Origin of the sequence: Roseovarius sp. MMSF_3350, assembly GCF_030733425.1 — a bacterium.
GTDB lineage: Bacteria > Pseudomonadota > Alphaproteobacteria > Rhodobacterales > Rhodobacteraceae > Roseovarius.
In genome coordinates this window covers 96,183-114,584 of the sequence record NZ_JASHIZ010000012.1, presented here as the reverse complement: position 1 = coordinate 114,584, position 18,402 = coordinate 96,183, and the positions used below count along the sequence as shown (strand labels likewise).

Here is an 18,402-nt window from a genome sequence, read left to right as displayed (position 1 = left end):
ACCCCAAAATTGAGGGCGGCGGTGCATTCACTTGCCGCCCTTTGTATATCAACACGCAACTAGGCACGCACAAATGATTACCTTCGACAACCTCCCGCGCGGTCTACCAAGCACAGACAGCTCAGAAGACACAGCGCCTCGTGCACTCTGGGTTGATCCAGAAGAGCTCAGCTCTCATCCGAATTGGGCTTACGAGACAGGTAAAGTCTTTCTCGGCGCTGCCAACAACAAAGCTATTGGCTTGAGCGACAACCGCCATCTGTTGACCATCGCCGGATCGCGGACGGGTAAGGGGACGTCGTCGATAATACCGAACCTTTTCCTCTATCCGGGTTCCGTTCTGGTGCTCGACCCAAAGGGCGAGAACGCGACGCTGACAGCAGAGCGACGCGGGAAAGGGCGAGGTATAGACCAGGGCGGCATGGGTCAGGACATTTGTGTCATTGATCCGTTCGGTGTCGCCAATGTCGATGATGCGTACCGCGCCGGATTCAATCCTCTTGCTGGCCTTGATCCGGACAGTGACGACTTCATAGATGAATGTGATGCGATTGCCGATGCTTTGGTTGTCGAAGAGGGTGGTAGCAACAACCGTTATTTCTATGATGCGGCGCGTCTCACCTTGCGGGGATACATCGCTTTTGTCGTTGCTTATACCGCGATCCAGGACAAGTCACTGAATGAAGTCAAAAGACTGATCTTTGCGCCGCGCGTTCCTGTTGATCCCAACAAGTATAAGGACGGATCGATCCCGGATGTGAATGATCCGAATCTAAGTTTTGATGAGCTGAACGGATTGATGGCGGCGCGCCCCGATTTTGCCTACGGCATTCCTTATGAGGCAGCTTCGATGCTGCTGAGCCTTGGGGATCGTGAGTTTGGCAGTGTCATGTCCACGATCCAAAACCAGATCGGGTTTATCTCATCGCCGCCTATGACACGAACGTTGGCAGGAGGTACACGGACGCCCGATCTTCAAACGTGGAAGATGGGCGGGCAATCCGTATATCTATGCCTTCCCGCAGGCAGGCTGCACAGACACGCGCGCTTCTTTCGTCTCTTCATTAACCGATTGATGAATGCGATTGAGGTGAACCCGCAAGTCCCTGAGACACCGGCCCTGATGATCCTCGATGAGATGCACGTACTGGGACACATGAAGGCTTTGGAAACCGCCGCCGGGTTAATTGCAGGATTTGGCGTACGCATCTGGTCCTTCTTTCAAGACTTATCCCAAATGAAGGATATCTACGGCGACCGTTGGGAGACATTCCTCGGCAATGCCTCTATCTTCCAGACATTCGGCCTCAACGACATGGGGTCGCTCAAATACATCTCCGAGCGGTTGGGGCAGTCCGCCATGCTCAAAATCTCGCAAAGCGAGCAGAGTGTTCAGCAAGCGGCAACCGGCTTTACAGGTCAATCGCGGAGTATCGACGGTACGCCGTTGCTCATGCCTGACGAAGTGGCGGCATTCTTCTCTCGGCAATCCGGCAACCAGCTGATCATCTATCCGGGGGTCAGTCCGATCTTCCTGAAGCGCGTGCCCTATACGGATAAGAGCTTCGATGACATGAGGTCAAAGCCATGATGCAAGGTTTTCTCTTTCGCCTGGGCCGAAACCTGAGCCAAAGGCCGCTCGAAACAACCGGGACCGCAGCTGGCTTGGTGTTGGCGGGATTTCTTTTAGGTGGACTAATCGACGGGTTATTCCGGACGGGGCCAGTTATATTTCTTGCCTCCTTCCCAATCACATTCTGGGCGGCATCACGCGTCAAAAGGCTGGCCTGGTTCTACGGAAACGAAGCGCGTTCCTCCAAACGCGATGATCTCTCGGACCAAAAGGCAAAGGCGCAAGCGGCACTGGTCACCGAAACCGAAGAACCGATCACAAGCACCGCCAGCGAACGGGAAAAAGAGTCCTTGGTTGGTGCGATTGAGCCTCGAACGTCTCCAGTCGGCACCTCTCTTGTTTCGATGACAGAAGAAAAGGCCGTTGTACGGGTTCAATCAGTGATCCACTTTTGGTGCTGGTTCGCCCCGCTGACACTTTCTGTGCTGGCGTTCCTGTTAATGCCTTTAGGAGCCTTGATTGGCTTTAAGGTCTATGAAAACTCGCTGCCTTGGTACGAGTTTGAAGCGGAACCAGCCATTTATGCAAGTATCTGGGGAAGCGTTGTAATGTTTGGCCTACTGATTACAGCTGCAATCTGGAGCTACTTTGCGAATAGACCAAAGGTTGAAGTGACGATCACACCGAACACTATTCGCTATGGTGACGCTCTTTTTGATCGCACCTTTGCTGGCGGATTGCTGGTGGGCTACAAGTCGAAAACCGCAGAATTAAAAGCGAATATTACGGATGATCGCTTTGGGGTTTCAAGACTACGCTTGGCATACGGCGCTTGGGGTGAAGACCTCAAATACATGGTCAATAGCTATCATGCCAATGAGATCGTGATTTGGTTGAACGAGATCATCAGCAGCGTTGGTGCGCCGCCGAAACGTGTTCATGATCCCGCGGCAGGTCGCAAAATCGAGCTACTCTAGGTCAGGTCCTTTGGACTTGTCGTGGTCAAGCTCGGCGCTTCTCGCAGCGGCACGTTTGAACGCTTTTGCAAAGTCACTGGCGGAAATTTCATCCTTGGAAGCGGTTTCCTTCGCGGCTTGCAGTGCAGTTTTCTCGTCTTCGGAGACCACAACCTCGCCCCGTTCGGCGCACTCCTGATCTATGGCTTCATCCCCCGTTTCGACGACGAATACGGTGTCTTCTGGCAGACCCTCCAAATACGCAGCACGCTTTTCTTCAGGAGTGGGTTCTGGGTATTGATCCGATGCTTCAGTCTCAACCTCCAACGTCAGGTGAACAACTCTCGTACTGGTGCCGAGACCGGGTACCGATGGTCCCGAGACCTTGCGTCCAATATGACCGGCGGGAGGTAGTGAGCTGTCAACTCCGTCTGCCGGTTTCAGCTTTGGCTCCGCATTCGCTTTCTTTTTGTCTTCGTCAGACACTTCGTCGACCTCATTGGTGACTTCTGGGGGAGTAGTATCAATTTGCGTTTAGATGAAGACGAAATCTTTAGGATCAGCAGGTGGGCACCATGGAGGGCGTGGTTCACCGCGTTTTTCACGACGAAGGAAGGTGCCGTACACTGCTTGTTCCATCCAATCATCGAAATTCGTCATATCTGGACGGTGAGCAAGCTCGTTATCAATAAAGAACTTCCAGATTTTAGCTCCACTGTTTTCTTCGAGCCAATCTAGGTACGCCCATGAAATTCTGGCAAGACAGACGGTCATTTCGTGTTCGAACACGCCTTTGATTTTTCGACCAACTTTCTCGTAGGGTTCTTCATCGAAGTAGTCCCACCATTTTTCGCTCTCCATTGTAAAAGTATACCAAAAAATTTTGGGTTTTTACATTCTTTCATATCCTTAGCTCACGGCGTTAGGCTTGGACCACGATCACGTGTTCTCTTTTGGCATGTCGACTCCAGGCGTTTTTGGAAGCCTTGCACGAGCCTCAAGTGATTGCGGATATCTTGTGCCAAAGCCCGCCTTTCTCTTTGCTGTTGGGCCTTAAGCGCATTCATATCGCGCATCATGATCTGTCGCTCTTTAATGTGTGCAAGCGCCATGCGGTCTCGTTGCGATTGATCCCGTCTATGGCAGGCGAGTGCCTCTTGGATATTTTGCGTCCCAATGTCTCGGCGTTTGCCTGTCAGCCGGTCCACGACACCTCGCAGGCCAGTGTTAAAGCGCTCTTGTCTTTCTTTAGCCTCTCGCAGCCAACGTTCAGCTTGCCCGTCTTTCATGCGCTGACGTTCGATACGTTGCGATTGAACAAGATTGTCGCGATCTTGCAGCATAGGTCTAAGCTCGCTGACATGGCGTTGTTTGGTTTCGGCAATGAAATCCCGGAGGTGATGCGAGAGCCGTGTCCGAATGCTTTGCTTTACTGTATCGACCGATGGCAGATTGTCTGGCGAGCCAAGTTTGGTTTTCACATCTTTGGCTTTGACACCTGACCACTTGGCAACTGCGTAGGTGTTTCCGTCAAAGTCCAGCGCGACAAAGCCGCGCCGGTCTCCACGAGCGAGAAAATACCCACGTTCTTCGAGGGCATTCCTATAACCGCTCAGGCTATCAGAATTTTCCCAGGCCTTTAGAAACGCCTGCTTGATTTCGCGTGGGTCAAGCTTTTGCCGTTTTGCCTGTTGCCACTCCGACAAAGTGAAGTTGAGCGGGTTCTTGTTCCCATAGGTCGCCAAGCCATCCGGCAAGTTCCAGCCGTAATCTAGAAAAAGCCCACGAGCCATGTCGCGGAGCTTTGTCTTATAGTGCGGTAGATTGATAGCGGTCATGGTCTCAACGTTTATGCGAGACCAGACGACGTGCGCGTGGCGACGCCCTTCCTTCTCATGAAAAACGATGGCACGTGGCTGACTCTCTAATCCGAGTTTGTTCTCGATACCATCTGCCGCATCATGAAACGCCTGTTCCGGCACGTCCTGATCTGCCGGTGGGTTGAGGCTCAGCGAGAACAGATACTGCGTACATTTCGTCGCCTTTGATATCGCATGAGCTTCTTTGAGCGCCCCATGCAGATCATCCGCTATAAAACCGCGTAGCTCTACGAGCGTGACATGGTCATTGTCTCGTTCATTCATCAGGTGATTGGCCAAAGCGATTGCACCGGAGCGTTGCGATCCAACTAGGATCATGGCTTGATCCCCAAGGCTTCCATCAATGTCGCCCGCATCCATGCCACATCGACCACGGCTTGTTGCAGATCACGCTCTAGCTCTTCATCAATCATCAGCGTGCCCTGGTTCAGATGCTTGGCGATCTGATTGAGGTTATTGGCCGTACGCGAGTGACCCAGACGCGCCAGTATCTCGGCTAAGAACCTTTGCTCGGCGACAGGCGGTTTTCGCCGCTTGCGATAGCGCGGGGCGTCATCAGTGAGAACGACAGACTTGATGTAGGAGGCCAACGGCATCGCACCGGCCTGCGCTTCAAGTTTCTGGCGTTCTTCATCGGTCAAACGCAATGAAAATGGGGCAGGGCGGCTCATCGGCGTGGCCCCCTGCGCGTCTGAAAGACAGGTGTATCTTTCGTGCTTTCATCTGTCTTTTGCTCATCCGTCTCTTGATCATCGTCGAAGCAGCGAAGCCTGTGGGCAACTTCCTGATCAGCGTTGAGAACAAGCTCCCAATCATGCAATTCTTGGAACAGATTTTCGAAATCAAACTGTTCTAAATTAATCGGTGTTGCTGCACCAATTTCCGCGATGCGACAGGGCGGTGCGCTGAATCCGGGGTGGTTCAGCACCAGGCATTTTCCTTTACCGGCTGGCGCCGGAACGGTGGGGTTGAACCGCACCCTACGATTGCGGTTCTCCCAAGATCCAGACCTGTGCGATGGCGCGGTCGTCGCCCATCATGATCGTCGGAAAGAGCGCCTGCCATACATCCTCTGCGGTGCCCGCGCGCTGGGCAATTGCCGAAGTGGACGCGAGGTTTACTGCGACGAGATCGGCCTCCATCCCCGGGGAGATGGTGCCGATGCGGTCTGACATGTGCAGGGCGTCGGCGCTGCCCGCCGTGGCCAGCCACCAGAGCTGGGCGGGGTGCAGGGCGGTGCCGGTCAGTTGGCCGATCTCGTAGGCCGCCGCCATGGTGCGGAGCATGGAAAACGAGGAGCCGCCGCCGGTGTCGGTGGCGAGACCCACGCGGTGGCCGTCAGCGATGCGCGCGGCCAGGTCGAACAGCCCGGAGCCGATGAAGGTGTTGGAGGTGGGGCAGTGGATGAGCGCCGCGCCGACTTCGGCCAGGCGGGCGCGCTCGCGGGGAGTGAGGTGGACGGCGTGCCCGTAGAGGCCGCGGGCGCCGAGAAGGCCATGGATTTCGTAGGTGTCCAGATAGTCGCGCGCGTCCGGGTAGAGGGATTTGACCCAAGCGATCTCTTCGACCTGCTCTGATAGATGCGTTTGCATAAGGCAGGTGGGGTGTTCGGCCCAGAGCGCGCCGAGGGCGGCGAGTTGGTCGGGCGTCGAGGTGGGAGAGAAGCGTGGTGTGATGGCGTAGGTGAGCCGGCCGGTACCGTGCCAGCGGGCTATGAGCCTGGCGCTGTCGTCGTGGCCCGACTGGGCGGTGTCCAGCAGGGCGGCGGGCGCGTTGCGGTCCATGCAGGTCTTGCCCGCCACGGCGCGAAGGTTGCGGGTCTGCGCGGCCTGAAAAAAGGCGTCCACGCTGTGTGCGTGGGAGGTGCAGAACGTCGCCACGGTGGTGGTGCCGTTGGCCAGTGTCAGGTCGAGGTGGCGGTTGGCGATATCGCGGGCATAGGCGGGATCGGCAAGGCGAATTTCCTCGGGAAACGTGTAGGTTTCCAGCCAGTCGCGCAGGCGTTTGCCCCAGCTGGCGATGATGCCGGTCTGGGGGTAGTGCGCGTGGGCGTCGATGAAGCCGGACGAGATGAGATGGCCATCGTAGCGCTCGATTTTAGCCTGCGGGGCGGCGGCGCGCAGCTCGGAGAGGGCGCCGGTGCGGGTGATGTGGCCGTTCTCGATCAGGACCGCCTCGTCGATGCGGGCGGCGGTGGCCGGGTCACCCTCGAGCGGGGATCGGGTGAAGCAGAGGACCTGTCCGGTCAGGATGCGCGGGGGGATCATGCGGGGCTGGGTCCTTGCTGCCGGTCGGCGGCAGGATAGAAGTCGCGGACGGTGGCGTAAATCCTGCATATCGCGTTGTGATTTGCCCGCGCTTTGTCCTACATAAAGTCCGAAACCGGGGAGCGCGCGATGACCGAGGAAAAGCAGCAGGACGACGTGACCGATGAGCGCGAATCCGTGCAGGTTCCCGAACCCGAGCGGGAACCGGAGCGCGAGGACAGCGCCTATGTTCTGAATCAGAAATCCGTGGGCCGGATAATGTATGCGGTCGATATCGGCGACCAGGCGATGCTGTGGCAGGAACTGGAGCCGTTCCACCCCGCCGACATCGCCGACCTTCTGGAACAGATCAATTCCTTCGACCGCCGCCGTCTGATCGAGCTTTACGGGCACGAGTTCGAGGGCGACGTGCTGACGGAACTGGACGAGTCGATCCGCGAGGAGGTGATCTCGATCCTGGCGCCGGAGGTTCTGACCAACGCGGTGCGCGACCTGGAATCGGACGACGTGGTCGACCTGGTCGAGGATCTGGAGGAAGAGCGGGCCGCGGCGATCCTGGGCGTGCTGGAGGACAGCGACCGGACGCTGGTGCAGCAGTCGCTGAGCTATCCCGAGTACTCCGCCGGGCGCCTGATGCAGCGCGAGGTGGTGATGGCGCCCGAGCACTGGAACGTGGGCGAGGCGATCGATTACCTGCGCAACCAGGACGACCTGCCGGACCAGTTCTATCACATCGTGCTGGTGGACCCGCGGCTGAAACCCGTGGGCAACGTGACCCTGGGCAAGCTGATGGCGTCGCGGCGCGAGGTGATGCTGAGCTCGTTGGTGGAGGACACGTTTCACGTCATCCCCGCCGAGCAGTACGAGGGCGACGTCGCGTATGCGTTCAACCAGTATCACCTGATTTCCGCGCCCGTGGTGGACGAGGACGAGCGGCTGGTGGGCGTGATCACCATCGACGACGCCATGGCGGTGCTGGACGAAGAACACGAGGAAGACATCCTGCGGCTGGCCGGTGTGAGCGAGGAAGGCAGCTTGAGCGACCGGGTGATCAGCACGACGAAGCGGCGGTTCCCGTGGCTGGCGGTGAACCTGGTGACGGCGATCCTGGCGTCCTTGGTGATCGCGCAGTTCGAGGCGGCGATCGCGCAGATCGTGGCGCTGGCGGTTTTGATGCCGATCGTGGCGTCGATGGGCGGCAATGCGGGGACGCAGAGCCTGACCGTGGCGGTGCGGGCGATCGCGACGAAGGATCTTACGGGATCGAACGTGTGGCGGTTCATCCGGCGCGAGGTGCTCGTGGGGCTGGTCAACGGGGTGATCTTTGCCGTGGTGATGGGAATCGTGGGCGTGCTGTGGTTCGGCGGGCCGGAACTGGGCTATGTCATAGGCGCGGCGATGGTGATCAACCTGGTGATGGCCGGGTTGGCGGGCACGGTCATTCCGGTCGTGCTTGACCGGGTGGGCGTGGACCCGGCGCTGGCCTCGGGCGCGTTCGTGACGACAGTGACGGATGTGGTCGGGTTTTTTGCATTCCTTGGCCTTGCGGCGGTGGTGCTGCTGTGAGCGATCTGGCCGAGGTGAAGGCGGCGGCGCGAAAGGCGGCGTTTGCGCGGCGCAAGGCGGCGTTCGACGCGGTGGGTGGAGCCGGTGCGGGCCTTTTGTCCGGCGTGCTGGCCGGGTATCGGGGTGTGCCGTTGGCGGGGTACATGCCCATTCGTACCGAGATCGACCCATTGCCGGCCATGGCCGAGGCGGCGGCGCATGGCCCCGTCGGTGTGCCGGTGATCGAAGGCGAGGGCAAGCCGCTGAAGTTTTCACGCTGGGAGCCGGGCGGCCCGCTGCGCGACGGGCCGTTCGGGGCAAAGGTGCCTCAGGTGGATGATTTCTTCGAACCGGAAATCCTGATCGTACCATTGGTGGCGTTCGACCGCATCGGTGGGCGTCTGGGCTATGGCGGTGGGTTCTACGACCGGACGCTTGAACTGCTCAGGAGCAGGCGGCCGACGCTGGCCATCGGGTTCGCCTTTGCGGCGCAGGAGGCCGAGGCGCTGCCGCTGGAGGCCACGGATCAGCCGCTGGACATGGTGGTGACGGAAAAAGAGGTGATTGCGTTCTGAAGTGCGCGCTTACCCGGCGTCTTGATTGATACTGGTAATCGCGGGCAAAGCTCGCGCGTTTGTCGGAAGGAGACACTCATGGGGAGCCATAACTATACCGCCAAGGTGGTCTGGACCGGCAACCGGGGCGATGGCACCCGGACCTACAAGGGGTACGACCGGACGTGGAACATCGAGACGCCGGGCAAGCCGATGGTGGCTTGCTCGAACGATCCGATGCTGGGCGGGGACCCTGTCCTGCACAATCCCGAGGATCTGCTGCTGGCGACTGTAAGCGCCTGTCACATGCTGTGGTATTTGCATTACGCCAGTGACGCCGGGATTGCGGTGCAGGGATATGTCGACGACCCCCTTGGCGAGGCGGAGGTCGAGCCGTCGGGCAAGGGGCGCTTCACACGGGCTGTACTGCGCCCGGTGATCATCGTACCGGAGGGGACGGATCTTGACGCGGCGGATGCGATCCATGGGCGGATTCACGAGGTCTGTTTCGTGGCGCGGTCAGTGGCGTTTCCGATTGTCTACGAGGCGCGCTATGAGGTGATGGCGGTCTGAGGCCGGGCGGTGCCGGTGGCTGGGGAGGTCCCGGGTCAAGCCCGGGACGGCGGGGGAGCATCGGTGGCCCTTGCCCTTTGCAATCGGTGTCTCTACCAGTTTTGCCATGAGAATTTTGTATCTTGGGGACGTGATGGGCCGGGCCGGGCGGCAGGCCGTCGCGGAGCGTTTGAAGGGCCTGCGCGACGCATGGAAGCTGGATTTCGTCGTGGTCAACGGCGAGAACGCCACGGGCGGGATGGGCCTGAGCGGGGCGCATGCGAAGGATTTGCTGGAGGCGGGCGCGGATTGCCTGACGCTGGGGGATCATGCCTTCGACCAGAAGGACATGCTGCAATACATTGAAGGCGAGCCGCGGATCGTGCGGCCTCTGAACTTTGCCAAGGGCGCGCCGGGGCGCGGTGCGGCGGTCTTTTCCGATGCGCGTGGTCGAAAGGTGATGGTGGCGCAGGTGCTGGGGCAAGTGTTCATGAAGCGGGCCTTTGACGACCCCTTCAGTGCCGTCGATAGCGTGATGCGGTCGCATGTGCCGGGGGGCGCGGTGCAGGCCAGCCTGATCGATATCCACTGCGAGGCCACCAGCGAGAAGATGGGCATGGGGCATTACTGCGACGGGCGGGCGAGCATCGTCGTGGGCAGCCATACCCATGTGCCCACCGCTGACGCGCAGATCCTGCCGGGCGGCACCGCGTTTCAGTCGGACGCGGGCATGTGCGGCGACTACCTGAGCGTGATCGGGATGGAGAAGACCGAGCCGATGCGGCGCTTCGTGACCGGCATGGGCAAGGAGCGCTTCACGCCGGCCATGGGTGAGGTGACGCTGTGCGGGCTTTACGTGGAAACCGATGACGCCACCGGCAAGGCAACGAAGGTGGAGATGGTCCGCGAAGGCGGGCGGCTGGCGGCCAGCGCTCCATGAAGCGGACGCTTGGGCTTTACGCCGCTCTTGTTGCCATGGGGCTGGGGTGGGGCCTGTCGATCCCGCTGAGCAAGATCGCGGTGAGCACGGGGCATCAGCCCTTTGGCCTGATCTTCTGGCAACTGATCATCGTGGTTTTATGCCTGGGCGCGGTGACACTGTTGCGGGGGCGTAGGGTCGTGTTCGCGCGGCGTTACCTGCGGCTGTTCGTGATGGTGGCGCTGTGCGGTGCGGTATTGCCGGATATCTTCTTTTACACCGCTGCCGCGCAGCTTTCGGGCGGCGTCATGTCGATCGTGATCGCCTCGGTCGCCATGTTCTCGCTGCCGATCGCGGTGCTGATGGGCAACGAACGCTTCGAGTGGCAGCGGCTTTGGGGTGTGATGCTGGGGCTGGGCGGCATCGTACTGCTGGTGGGGCCGGAGGCGAGCCTGCCGACTGGGACCTCGGCGCTGTTCGTGCTGGTGGCGCTGTGCGCGCCGGCGCTTTATGCGACCGAGGGCAACCTGGTGGCGAAATGGGGCACGCAGGGACTGGACCCGATGCAGGTGATCATCGGGGCGTCAATGATCGGGTCGGTCGTGGCGCTGCCCATCGCGGTGGGCACCGGGCAGTGGATCAACCCGCTGGAAGGCGGGGGCGTGCCGGAGCTGGCGCTGGTGGGGGCGGCGGCGCTGCACGCGCTGGTCTATGCCTCTTACGTCTGGATGGTAGGCCACGCCGGCTCGGTCTTTTCGGCGCAGACCTCGTACATGGTGACGGCGGCGGGCGTGCTGTGGTCGATGGCGCTGTTGGGGGAAAGCTATTCGATATGGGTCTGGCTGGCGCTGGGGGTGATGATGCTGGGCATGTTCCTGGTGCAACCCCGGGCGGCACGGGTTCTTGTGCCGGGGCGCGTGATAGATGAGAATGCCGGACACGGCATGACATCGGATCGGGACAGGCAGAGCTGATGCAATTCATGGAACTTTCGCAGGGCGCCCAGCCTTGGGTGGCCCTCGGTGTGGTCGCGGTGATGTTCGTGCTGTTCATCCGGGAGACCTATCCCACCGAGGTGGTGGCGCTGAGCGGGGCGGCCGTGCTGCTGGCGCTGGGCGTGCTGCCCTACGGCGCGGGCCTTGAAGTGCTGTCGAACCCCGCGCCCTGGACCATCGCGGGGATGTTCGTGGTGATGGGAGCGCTGGTGCGCACCGGGGCGCTGGAGGCGTTCACCACGGTGGCGGACCGGCAGGCCAAGGTGAACCCGAAGCTGGCGATCGGGATGCTGATGGCCTTTGTCGTATTCGGCTCGGCCTTCATGAACAACACGCCGGTGGTGGTGGTAATGATCCCGATCTTCGTGCAACTGGCGCGGACGCTGGGGGTTACCGCCTCGAAGATGTTGATTCCGTTGAGTTACGCTGCAATCTTGGGCGGCACGCTGACGCTGATCGGAACCTCGACGAACCTGCTGGTGGACGGGGTGGCGCGGGCGCAGGGGATGGCACCGTTCGGGATATTCGAGGTGACGCCGCTGGCGCTGTGCCTTGTGGCCTGGGGGGCGTTCTACCTTTATTTCATTGCGCCGCGTCTGTTGCCGGAGCGCGAGAGCATGGCGGACATGCTGTCGGACCGCTCGAAGATGAAGTTCTTTACCGAGGCGGTGATCCCGCCCGACAGCAACCTGATCGGCCGTGAGGTGACCGGTGTGCAGCTCTTCAAGCGGGAAGGCGTGCGGCTGGTGGACGTGGTGCGCGGCGACATCTCGCTGCGGCGCAACCTGCAGGGGGTCGAGTTGCAGGTGGGCGACCGGGTGGTACTGCGCACCCAGATGACCGAGCTTCTGAGCCTGCAACGCAACAAGGAACTGAAGCGCGTCGACCAGGTGTCGCAGGTGGAGACGACGACGGTGGAAGTGCTGATCACGCCGGGCTGCAAGATGGTGGGGCGGAGCCTGGGCTCGTTACGCCTGCGTCGGCGGTTCGGGGTTTATCCGCTGGCGGTGCATCGGCGGAACCAGAATATCGGGCGGCAGCTCGATGACCTGATCGTGCGGGTGGGCGATACGCTGCTGCTGGAAGGCGCACCGGAGGATATCAAGCGGCTGGCGGGCGAGATGGACCTGGTGGACGTCAGCCAGCCCTCGGCCAAGGCATTCCGGCGCGGCCACGCGCCGGTGGCGCTGGCGGCGATGGCGGGGATCGTGATCCTGGCCGCGATGGGCGTGGCGCCGATCCTGGCGCTGACGGTGATCGCGCTGGCGGTGGTGCTTTTGTCGCGCTGCATCGACGCGGAGGAGGCGTTTTCCTTTGTCGATGGGCGGCTGCTGGCGCTGATCTTCTCGATGCTGGCCATCGGTGCGGCGCTGGATGCGTCTGGCGCGGTGCGGCTGATCGTGAACGCGGTGGCGCCGGCGCTGTCCGCCTTGCCGCCGTTCCTGATCGTCTGGGCGATCTATCTTCTGACCTCGATCCTGACGGAGCTGGTGAGCAACAACGCGGTCGCCGTGGTGGTGACTCCCATTGCCATCGGGCTGGCGGATGCGATGGGGATCGACGCCCGGGCGCTGGTGGTGGCGGTGATGGTTGCGGCCTCGGCCAGCTTTGCCACGCCCATCGGGTACCAGACCAATACGCTGGTCTACGGCCCAGGGGGATACAAGTTTACCGATTTTCTGAAGGTGGGCGTGCCGCTGAACCTGAGCGTGGGTCTGTTGGCCAGTGCGCTGATCCCGTTCATCTGGCCGCTGTGAGGTGGCGTCAGAATTCCGAGTATTTTTGGAGAATGTGAAAGCCGGAAGGATGTCTCCCGCAGGCTGCAGGTTGCGGCGGTCGACAGGACCGTTGGCGCGGCGCGCCAAACGGGTCTTGCCGTGTTCTTAGGTTGCCGCGATCGGCACTTGCCCTGCAGCACGATCGCCTCCGGCCACTCGGTAAGGTGACGGGGCGGAAAGGCCCCGCCCGCCTATCGCAACGCGGCCAAGCTCTCAGCTGCCGCCGCGCGTGCCTTGTGTCGCGGCCATGGCGACGCGTGTGACCGCGTGGATCTTGGTCAGGCCATCCTCGCCGGCGGTGTCGTAGTCGAACTGAAGCCGGTCGCCAGCGGCGAGGTCGGTGGGCAGGGCGATGTCGCCGGGAATGTACCACACCGTCTTGTCGGAGAGGACGAGAACGCCGGTGTCGCGGTCGAAGGAGACCACGTTGCCTTGGGTCTGGTCGGCGAAGGCGGGAAGGGCCGCGAACGCGGCGAGGGCCGTTGCGATGATGATGCGCATGTCTGTATATCCAGGGGAGGAAAGCACTCTTGGCGCGACCCCGCGCCTTGTAGCCGCCGGGCGGAGCCTCGCACCCGGATGCGGCGAAGATCGGATGAGACTTCCCCTGCGTCAAGATGCAAGGCGCGAAATTTTGCGGGGCGAACGCGGTTTCGGGCGGATTTTCGCGCGTCGGATGCCAAGACGCTTGCCTGAAATGGCGGCTTGGGGAAAAAACCTCGAAACAACGAGGGATACCGTGATGCGGCGTATAATGACCTTGATGCTGATTTGCATGGTGGCGGGGTGCAGTGCAAAGGAGGCTCCGGAGCCGCCGACGCGGCACAACCCCCCGCTTTACCCCAACGAGACACCTCAGATCCGGGCGTTGATCAACCAGTATGCCGATGACTACGAGGTTCCGCGGTCGCTGGTGCACCGGGTGGTGCAGCGCGAGAGCGATTACCGTCCCAAAGCCCGCAATGGACCCTATTGGGGAATGATGCAGATCCTGCCTGCCACGGCGCGGGGCATGGGGTTCCAGGGGCAGGCGAACGACCTGCTGAATCCCGAGACAAACTTGAAATATGCGGTGAAGTACCTGCGCGGTGCGTGGCTGGTCTCGGACGGCAGCGAGCCCGACGCGGTGATGTGGTACGCGCGAGGCTATTACTATGCTGCGCGGGACAAGTGCCTGCTGGTCGAGACCGGCCTGCGCGAGCGCGAGATCGCGCGGCACTGCCGCTGAGGCGCACCGTTCAGAGCGGCCAGAAGACCAGGATCGCCGGGACGGACACGGCGACCACGATGATCTCCAAGGGCAGGCCCATGCGCCAGTAATCCCCGAAGGCATAGCCGCCGGGGCCGAGGATCAGCGTGTTGTTCTTGTGCCCTATAGGCGTGAGGAAGGCCGAGGAAGCCGCCACCGCGACAGCCATCAGGAATGGGTCGGGCGAAACGTCCAGCGCGTTTGCCATCTGGATGCCCACCGGGGCCGCGACGATGGTGGTGGCGGTGTTGTTGAGCACGTCCGAGAGGGTCATCGTGACCACCATCAGCACAGTCAGGATCGCCCAGGCGGGCAGCCCCTGGGTCAGGTCCACGAGCGCGCCGGCGATAAGGGCGGTGCCGCCGGCCTCTTCCAGCGCGGCACCGAGGGGGATCATCGAGCCGAGCAGCACCACGACCGGCCATTCGATATGTGTATAGAGTTCCGAGGGTGGCACGATGCGGGTGAGCACGTAGGCCATGACAACAAGTCCCAGCGCGATGGGCAGGTAGATGAGCCCGAAGCTGGCTGCGGCGACTGCGGCGGCGAAGAGGCCGATGGCGGCCCATGTCTTGCGGTCCTGCGTGACTTTCAGGCCCCGCTCGGCCAGCGGCAGGCAGCCAAGCCACTCTGTCACGTCCGAGCCGGTTTCATGCGGCACCAGCAAAAGAAGGATATCGCCCGGCTGGATTGTGGTCTTGCGGACCTGGTCGCGAATCTGGCGGCCGCGACGGGAAATGCCCATCAGCACCGACCGTTGACGCCAGTTGAGGCCCACGGACTGTGCCGTGCGACCGGCGATGCGGGCGTCGCGGGGTACCACGACCTCGATCATGTCGAGCCCTTCACCGGCAGCGCGGAGCTTGTCCTCGCGCGTGGAGTCCGAAAAGGCGAGCGAGAGCGCGGAGCGAAACTCGTCGAGCGCGTCGGGCGTGGCCTCGATCACCAGCGCGTCGCCGGCCTGCAGGATGGTGTTGCGTGCCCGGCCATAACGGCGTTTGCCGTCGCGGACCAGGCCGAGAAGGGCGACATCGTTGCTGTCGGCATCCTCCTGCAGTTCGGCGAGGCGTTTGCCGATCTGGGCGCTGTCCTCGGGAATGGTGAGTTCAGCCAGATAATCGGCCAATTCGGCAGCGTGCAGGCCGCTGTCGTCGCGAGCCGGTATGAGCCGCCAGCCGATGATGGCGACGAAGACGAGACCTGCAAGCGCGGTGACGGCACCGACCGGGGCGAAATCGAACATCGAGAAAGGTGTACCCAATGCATCCTCCCGGATGCCGGCGATGATGATGTTCGGTGGTGTGCCGATCAGCGTGGCCATGCCGCCAAGGATGGTGGCGAACGACAGCGGCATGAGGCTGAGACCCGGAGAGCGTTTCGCTTTGCGGGCGGTCTGCACGTCGACCGGCATCAGCAGAGCGAGGGCGGCGACATTATTCATGAAGGCCGAGAGCACGCCGCCGATGCCGCCCATTATGGTGATGTGCGCGCCAAGGCTGCGCGAGCTGTCGACCAGCGTGCGGGTGATGAGGAAGACCGCGCCGGAGCGCACCAGCCCCGCCGAGACAACCAGGACCAGCGCCACGATGATTGTCGCCGGGTGGCCGAAGCCGGAGAAGGCAGCGTCGACCGGCACCACCCCCACCACCACGCCGATCAGCAACGCCCCGAAGGCCACGATATCATAGCGGTAGCGCCCCCAGAGCAGGAGCGCGAAGACGCCGCCGAAGAGGGTGAAGAGGATGATCTGGTCCTGGGTCATGAGCGCTGCCTGTCTTGTGCGGCGGCGCGGGCCGCGCCTTGTGCCGGACAGCGTACCGTCAAGACGTCGGCGCGCAACAGGCGATTGGCGGGATTGCACAGGGGCCTGCGCCTGATTTATAGAGGCGTGAACTTCACGAATGTCATCGGAGGCATGTCATGGCCGGCCACTCAAAATGGGCCAATATCCAGCACCGCAAGGGCCGTCAGGATGCCCAGCGGGCGAAGCTCTTTTCCAAGTTGTCGAAAGAGATCACCATCGCCGCAAAAATGGGCGATCCGGACCCCGACAAGAACCCGCGTTTGCGGCTGGCGGTCAAACAGGCCAAGTCCCAGTCTATGCCCAACGACAATATCGACCGGGCGATCAAGAAATCGGTCGCGGGCGAGGGTGAAGATTACGAGGAAATCCGGTACGAGGGCTATGGGCCCAACGGCGTGGCGGTGATCGTCGAGGCGATGACCGACAACCGCAACCGCACCGCCAGCACGGTGCGCTCGACCTTTACCAAGCATGGCGGGAACCTGGGCGAGACCGGCTCTGTCGGGTTCATGTTCGAGCGCAAGGGGCAGGTGACCTATCCGGCGGATGTGGGTGACGGCGACACGGTGATGATGGCCGCGATCGAGGCCGGGGCCGAGGATGTTGAATCGGGCGAGGACGGGCATGTGATCTGGTGTGCCGATACGGAGCTGAACGATGTCTCGACCGCGCTGGAGGCGGAGCTGGGCGAGAGCGAGGAAACCAAGCTGGCCTGGCGTCCGACGACGACCACCGAACTGGACCTGGAAGGCATGCAGAAGCTGATGAAGCTGATCGACGCGCTGGAAGACGATGACGACGTGCAGAACGTCACGACGAATTTCGAGGCCAGCGACGCGGTGATGGACCAGCTTGCGGCGGAGTGATCCGTTCACAGGACCGGGTTTGAGCGGCGTCCGTTGCGGGCGCCGCTTTTCGTTCGGGCGGGTGGTCGGGCTGCGATGCGCAACATCCTGGACCTTTGTGCCGCGGTGCGGCATCCTGTGCTCAGCCATAGGAGATACACATGCAGATCGACCATGAAGACGAAGAGAGCAAGGGGCGCTACGTGACCCGGATCGATGATGGACCGGAGGCCGAACTGACCTATTCCAAGCTTGGGAGCAAGGCCATCATCATCGACCACACCGGCGTGCCGGAGGCCTATCGCGGCCAGGGGGTGGGAGTGGCGCTGGTGAGTCGGGCGGTGGAGGATGCGCGTGCGGCGGGCAAGAAGATAACGCCGCTTTGTCCCTTTGCCGCGGCGCAGTTTCGCAGACATCCCGAGTGGGCGGACGTCTTGGCCTGAGGCAGGTGTCGGCGCCGGGACGTTCAAGGTCGCAATCGCGGGTTGCGTCAGCGTTCGGTTGGCGGCACATTGAGACTCCCGAAGGTGCCGCGCAGGTCGCGGAGAATTGGGAAGCCGGTGCAAGTCCGGCGCTGCCCCCGCAACGGTAAGGATGGGGGATACCGCAGATGGCCACTGGGGCGCGACGCCCCGGGAAGGCGCGCGTATCCGCACCCCCGCCAAGCCCGGAAACCAGCCTTTGGGTATGACGTCGAACCGCGGGGGGCGGTGCGGGCGGTGGACCGGGAAAGACCGGTCCTCGCACGGCTTTCCTTCGCCCCATGCCGGCCCGGGGTGTGGCCGGAGGAAGAGCAGAAAAGATGAGCCTGACACCGATCATGGATGGACTGGAACGCAGCGGTGCCACGGGCGCCGAGGCCGAGGCAATTGCGCGGCTGGGGTTTCTGGAATGGGTATTTGCCTATCCCGGCGCCGTGACAGCCCGGGTTGTGCACGAGGCCTTGTCCGAGCCGGCCGTGCAAAACGCCGGCAGCGCGGCGGCGCGTGCGTTCGTGGATGTGCTGGAAGAGGCGGGGCAGGCCGCGCCGATGACCCGCGGGCGGCGCGGGCGGGCGGGCCGAATGGTGCACTGACATCGCCAGACCGGCTGGCTCTGCGGCTTGGCGAGGCAGGGCTTGTCCGGGGCGAAGGCGGTTAAGGACCGGCGATGTGGAGGATCGTGTTGCGGGAAAGAAAAAACGGCGACGCCAGGGAGGAGGAGAGGCGCCGCCGTTCTTTACGTCGGGTCCCAGGGAGGAGGAAGGGACCGTTCGTTCAGTAGGGCTCGTATCGAGCCCAGGTATTGCCGGGACCGCACAAGGGAGGAGAGGCGGTATCCCGAACAGGTACCAAACGGGAGGAGCGGCACCTGATTGTTTTAGCGAGCGTTTGGCGCGATGGCCGTCTCGTTCGCTGTTGGGTTAAAGATAGCGATATGCTGCGCCTGCACAATGGATTTTGCTGCAATGCAGCTATGCAGGAAGCGCATAGAGGAATAGTATAA

20 protein-coding genes and 1 riboswitch are annotated in these 18,402 nt (G+C 61.8%); of the genes, 12 read left to right on the top strand and 8 right to left on the bottom strand.

The genetic code is table 11. The features are described 5' to 3' along the window. Nucleotides 1–73: 73 nt before the first annotated feature. Both RBB31_RS12890 and RBB31_RS12885 read left to right on the top strand, forming a co-directional pair. Nucleotides 74–1,591, top strand: coding sequence for a type IV secretory system conjugative DNA transfer family protein (locus RBB31_RS12890; protein ID WP_306129710.1), 1,518 nt, complete (start codon nucleotides 74–76; stop codon nucleotides 1,589–1,591). Next, the gene (locus tag RBB31_RS12885; RefSeq protein ID WP_306129709.1) at nucleotides 1,588–2,550 is read left to right on the top strand and encodes a hypothetical protein; all 963 of its coding nucleotides are present in this window, start codon (nucleotides 1,588–1,590) and stop codon (nucleotides 2,548–2,550) included. Before RBB31_RS12890 ends, RBB31_RS12885 begins: the two co-directional genes overlap by 4 nt. Here RBB31_RS12885 and RBB31_RS12880 read toward each other — a convergent pair. The 6 genes from RBB31_RS12880 to guaD are packed head-to-tail and all read right to left on the bottom strand — an operon-like array spanning nucleotide 2,542 to nucleotide 6,676. Beyond that, nucleotides 2,542–3,015 (bottom strand): hypothetical protein, encoded by a 474-nt coding sequence (locus tag RBB31_RS12880; RefSeq protein ID WP_306129708.1) that lies wholly within the window; start codon nucleotides 3,013–3,015, stop codon nucleotides 2,542–2,544. The genes RBB31_RS12885 and RBB31_RS12880 overlap by 9 nt on opposite strands. Nucleotides 3,016–3,063: 48 nt before the next feature. Then, nucleotides 3,064–3,390 carry a hypothetical protein gene (locus RBB31_RS12875; RefSeq protein ID WP_306129707.1) on the bottom strand — a complete coding sequence of 109 codons (327 nt, stop codon included), beginning with the start codon at nucleotides 3,388–3,390 and terminating at the stop codon, nucleotides 3,064–3,066. A gap of 53 nt (nucleotides 3,391–3,443) precedes the next feature. Next, the gene (locus RBB31_RS12870) at nucleotides 3,444–4,769 is read right to left on the bottom strand and encodes a relaxase/mobilization nuclease domain-containing protein (protein ID WP_306129706.1); all 1,326 of its coding nucleotides are present in this window, start codon (nucleotides 4,767–4,769) and stop codon (nucleotides 3,444–3,446) included. Further along, nucleotides 4,724–5,080, bottom strand: coding sequence for a plasmid mobilization relaxosome protein MobC (gene mobC / locus RBB31_RS12865; protein WP_306129705.1), 357 nt, complete (start codon nucleotides 5,078–5,080; stop codon nucleotides 4,724–4,726). Before mobC ends, RBB31_RS12870 begins: the two co-directional genes overlap by 46 nt. Further along, entirely contained in the window at nucleotides 5,077–5,337 is a 261-nt protein-coding gene (locus RBB31_RS12860) for a hypothetical protein (protein WP_306129704.1), read from the bottom strand. Before RBB31_RS12860 ends, mobC begins: the two co-directional genes overlap by 4 nt. A gap of 52 nt (nucleotides 5,338–5,389) precedes the next feature. Beyond that, complete coding sequence (gene guaD, locus RBB31_RS12855) at nucleotides 5,390–6,676, bottom strand: guanine deaminase (protein WP_306129703.1); 1,287 nt, start codon at nucleotides 6,674–6,676, stop codon at nucleotides 5,390–5,392. Nucleotides 6,677–6,805: 129 nt separating this feature from the next. On the opposite strand from guaD, the gene mgtE reads away from it, so the two are divergent. The 6 genes from mgtE to RBB31_RS12825 all read left to right on the top strand — a co-directional run bounded on the left by mgtE (nucleotide 6,806) and on the right by RBB31_RS12825 (nucleotide 12,998). Then, nucleotides 6,806–8,242, top strand: a complete 1,437-nt coding sequence (gene mgtE, locus RBB31_RS12850; protein WP_306129702.1) for a magnesium transporter — start codon at nucleotides 6,806–6,808, stop codon at nucleotides 8,240–8,242. Further along, nucleotides 8,239–8,796, top strand: coding sequence for a 5-formyltetrahydrofolate cyclo-ligase (locus RBB31_RS12845; protein ID WP_306129701.1), 558 nt, complete (start codon nucleotides 8,239–8,241; stop codon nucleotides 8,794–8,796). The genes mgtE and RBB31_RS12845 overlap by 4 nt, the downstream gene beginning before the upstream one ends. A gap of 78 nt (nucleotides 8,797–8,874) precedes the next feature. Next, a complete protein-coding gene (locus RBB31_RS12840; RefSeq protein ID WP_306129700.1) occupies nucleotides 8,875–9,348 on the top strand; it encodes an OsmC family protein in 474 nt (157 codons plus the stop codon). Nucleotides 9,349–9,454: 106 nt separating this feature from the next. Beyond that, complete coding sequence (locus RBB31_RS12835; RefSeq protein WP_306129699.1) at nucleotides 9,455–10,267, top strand: TIGR00282 family metallophosphoesterase; 813 nt, start codon at nucleotides 9,455–9,457, stop codon at nucleotides 10,265–10,267. Beyond that, a complete protein-coding gene (locus RBB31_RS12830; RefSeq protein WP_306129698.1) occupies nucleotides 10,264–11,220 on the top strand; it encodes a DMT family transporter in 957 nt (318 codons plus the stop codon). The genes RBB31_RS12835 and RBB31_RS12830 overlap by 4 nt, the downstream gene beginning before the upstream one ends. After that, a complete protein-coding gene (locus RBB31_RS12825) occupies nucleotides 11,220–12,998 on the top strand; it encodes an SLC13 family permease (RefSeq protein ID WP_306129697.1) in 1,779 nt (592 codons plus the stop codon). Before RBB31_RS12830 ends, RBB31_RS12825 begins: the two co-directional genes overlap by 1 nt. A 234-nt stretch (nucleotides 12,999–13,232) precedes the next feature. Here RBB31_RS12825 and RBB31_RS12820 read toward each other — a convergent pair whose 3' ends face one another. Then, complete coding sequence (locus RBB31_RS12820) at nucleotides 13,233–13,520, bottom strand: hypothetical protein (protein WP_306129696.1); 288 nt, start codon at nucleotides 13,518–13,520, stop codon at nucleotides 13,233–13,235. A gap of 262 nt (nucleotides 13,521–13,782) precedes the next feature. On the opposite strand from RBB31_RS12820, the gene RBB31_RS12815 reads away from it, so the two are divergent. Then, nucleotides 13,783–14,247: a lytic transglycosylase domain-containing protein gene (locus RBB31_RS12815; RefSeq protein WP_306129740.1), complete on the top strand. Its 465-nt coding sequence runs from the start codon at nucleotides 13,783–13,785 to the stop codon at nucleotides 14,245–14,247. A gap of 10 nt (nucleotides 14,248–14,257) precedes the next feature. Here the strand turns inward: RBB31_RS12815 and RBB31_RS12810 are convergent, their stop codons facing one another. Continuing rightward, the gene (locus RBB31_RS12810) at nucleotides 14,258–16,030 is read right to left on the bottom strand and encodes an SLC13 family permease (RefSeq protein ID WP_306129695.1); all 1,773 of its coding nucleotides are present in this window, start codon (nucleotides 16,028–16,030) and stop codon (nucleotides 14,258–14,260) included. 158 nt (nucleotides 16,031–16,188) lie between these two features. On the opposite strand from RBB31_RS12810, the gene RBB31_RS12805 reads away from it, so the two are divergent. The 3 genes from RBB31_RS12805 (at nucleotide 16,189) to RBB31_RS12795 (ending at nucleotide 17,992) form a co-directional block, all read left to right on the top strand. Beyond that, a complete protein-coding gene (locus RBB31_RS12805; protein ID WP_306129694.1) occupies nucleotides 16,189–16,938 on the top strand; it encodes a YebC/PmpR family DNA-binding transcriptional regulator in 750 nt (249 codons plus the stop codon). Nucleotides 16,939–17,078: 140 nt separating this feature from the next. Beyond that, nucleotides 17,079–17,360, top strand: a complete 282-nt coding sequence (locus RBB31_RS12800) for a GNAT family N-acetyltransferase (protein ID WP_306129693.1) — start codon at nucleotides 17,079–17,081, stop codon at nucleotides 17,358–17,360. 65 nt (nucleotides 17,361–17,425) lie between these two features. Further along, nucleotides 17,426–17,615, top strand: a riboswitch (cobalamin riboswitch). Between the two features lie 104 nt (nucleotides 17,616–17,719). After that, the gene (locus RBB31_RS12795; protein WP_306129692.1) at nucleotides 17,720–17,992 is read left to right on the top strand and encodes a hypothetical protein; all 273 of its coding nucleotides are present in this window, start codon (nucleotides 17,720–17,722) and stop codon (nucleotides 17,990–17,992) included. Nucleotides 17,993–18,402 lie beyond the last annotated feature (410 nt).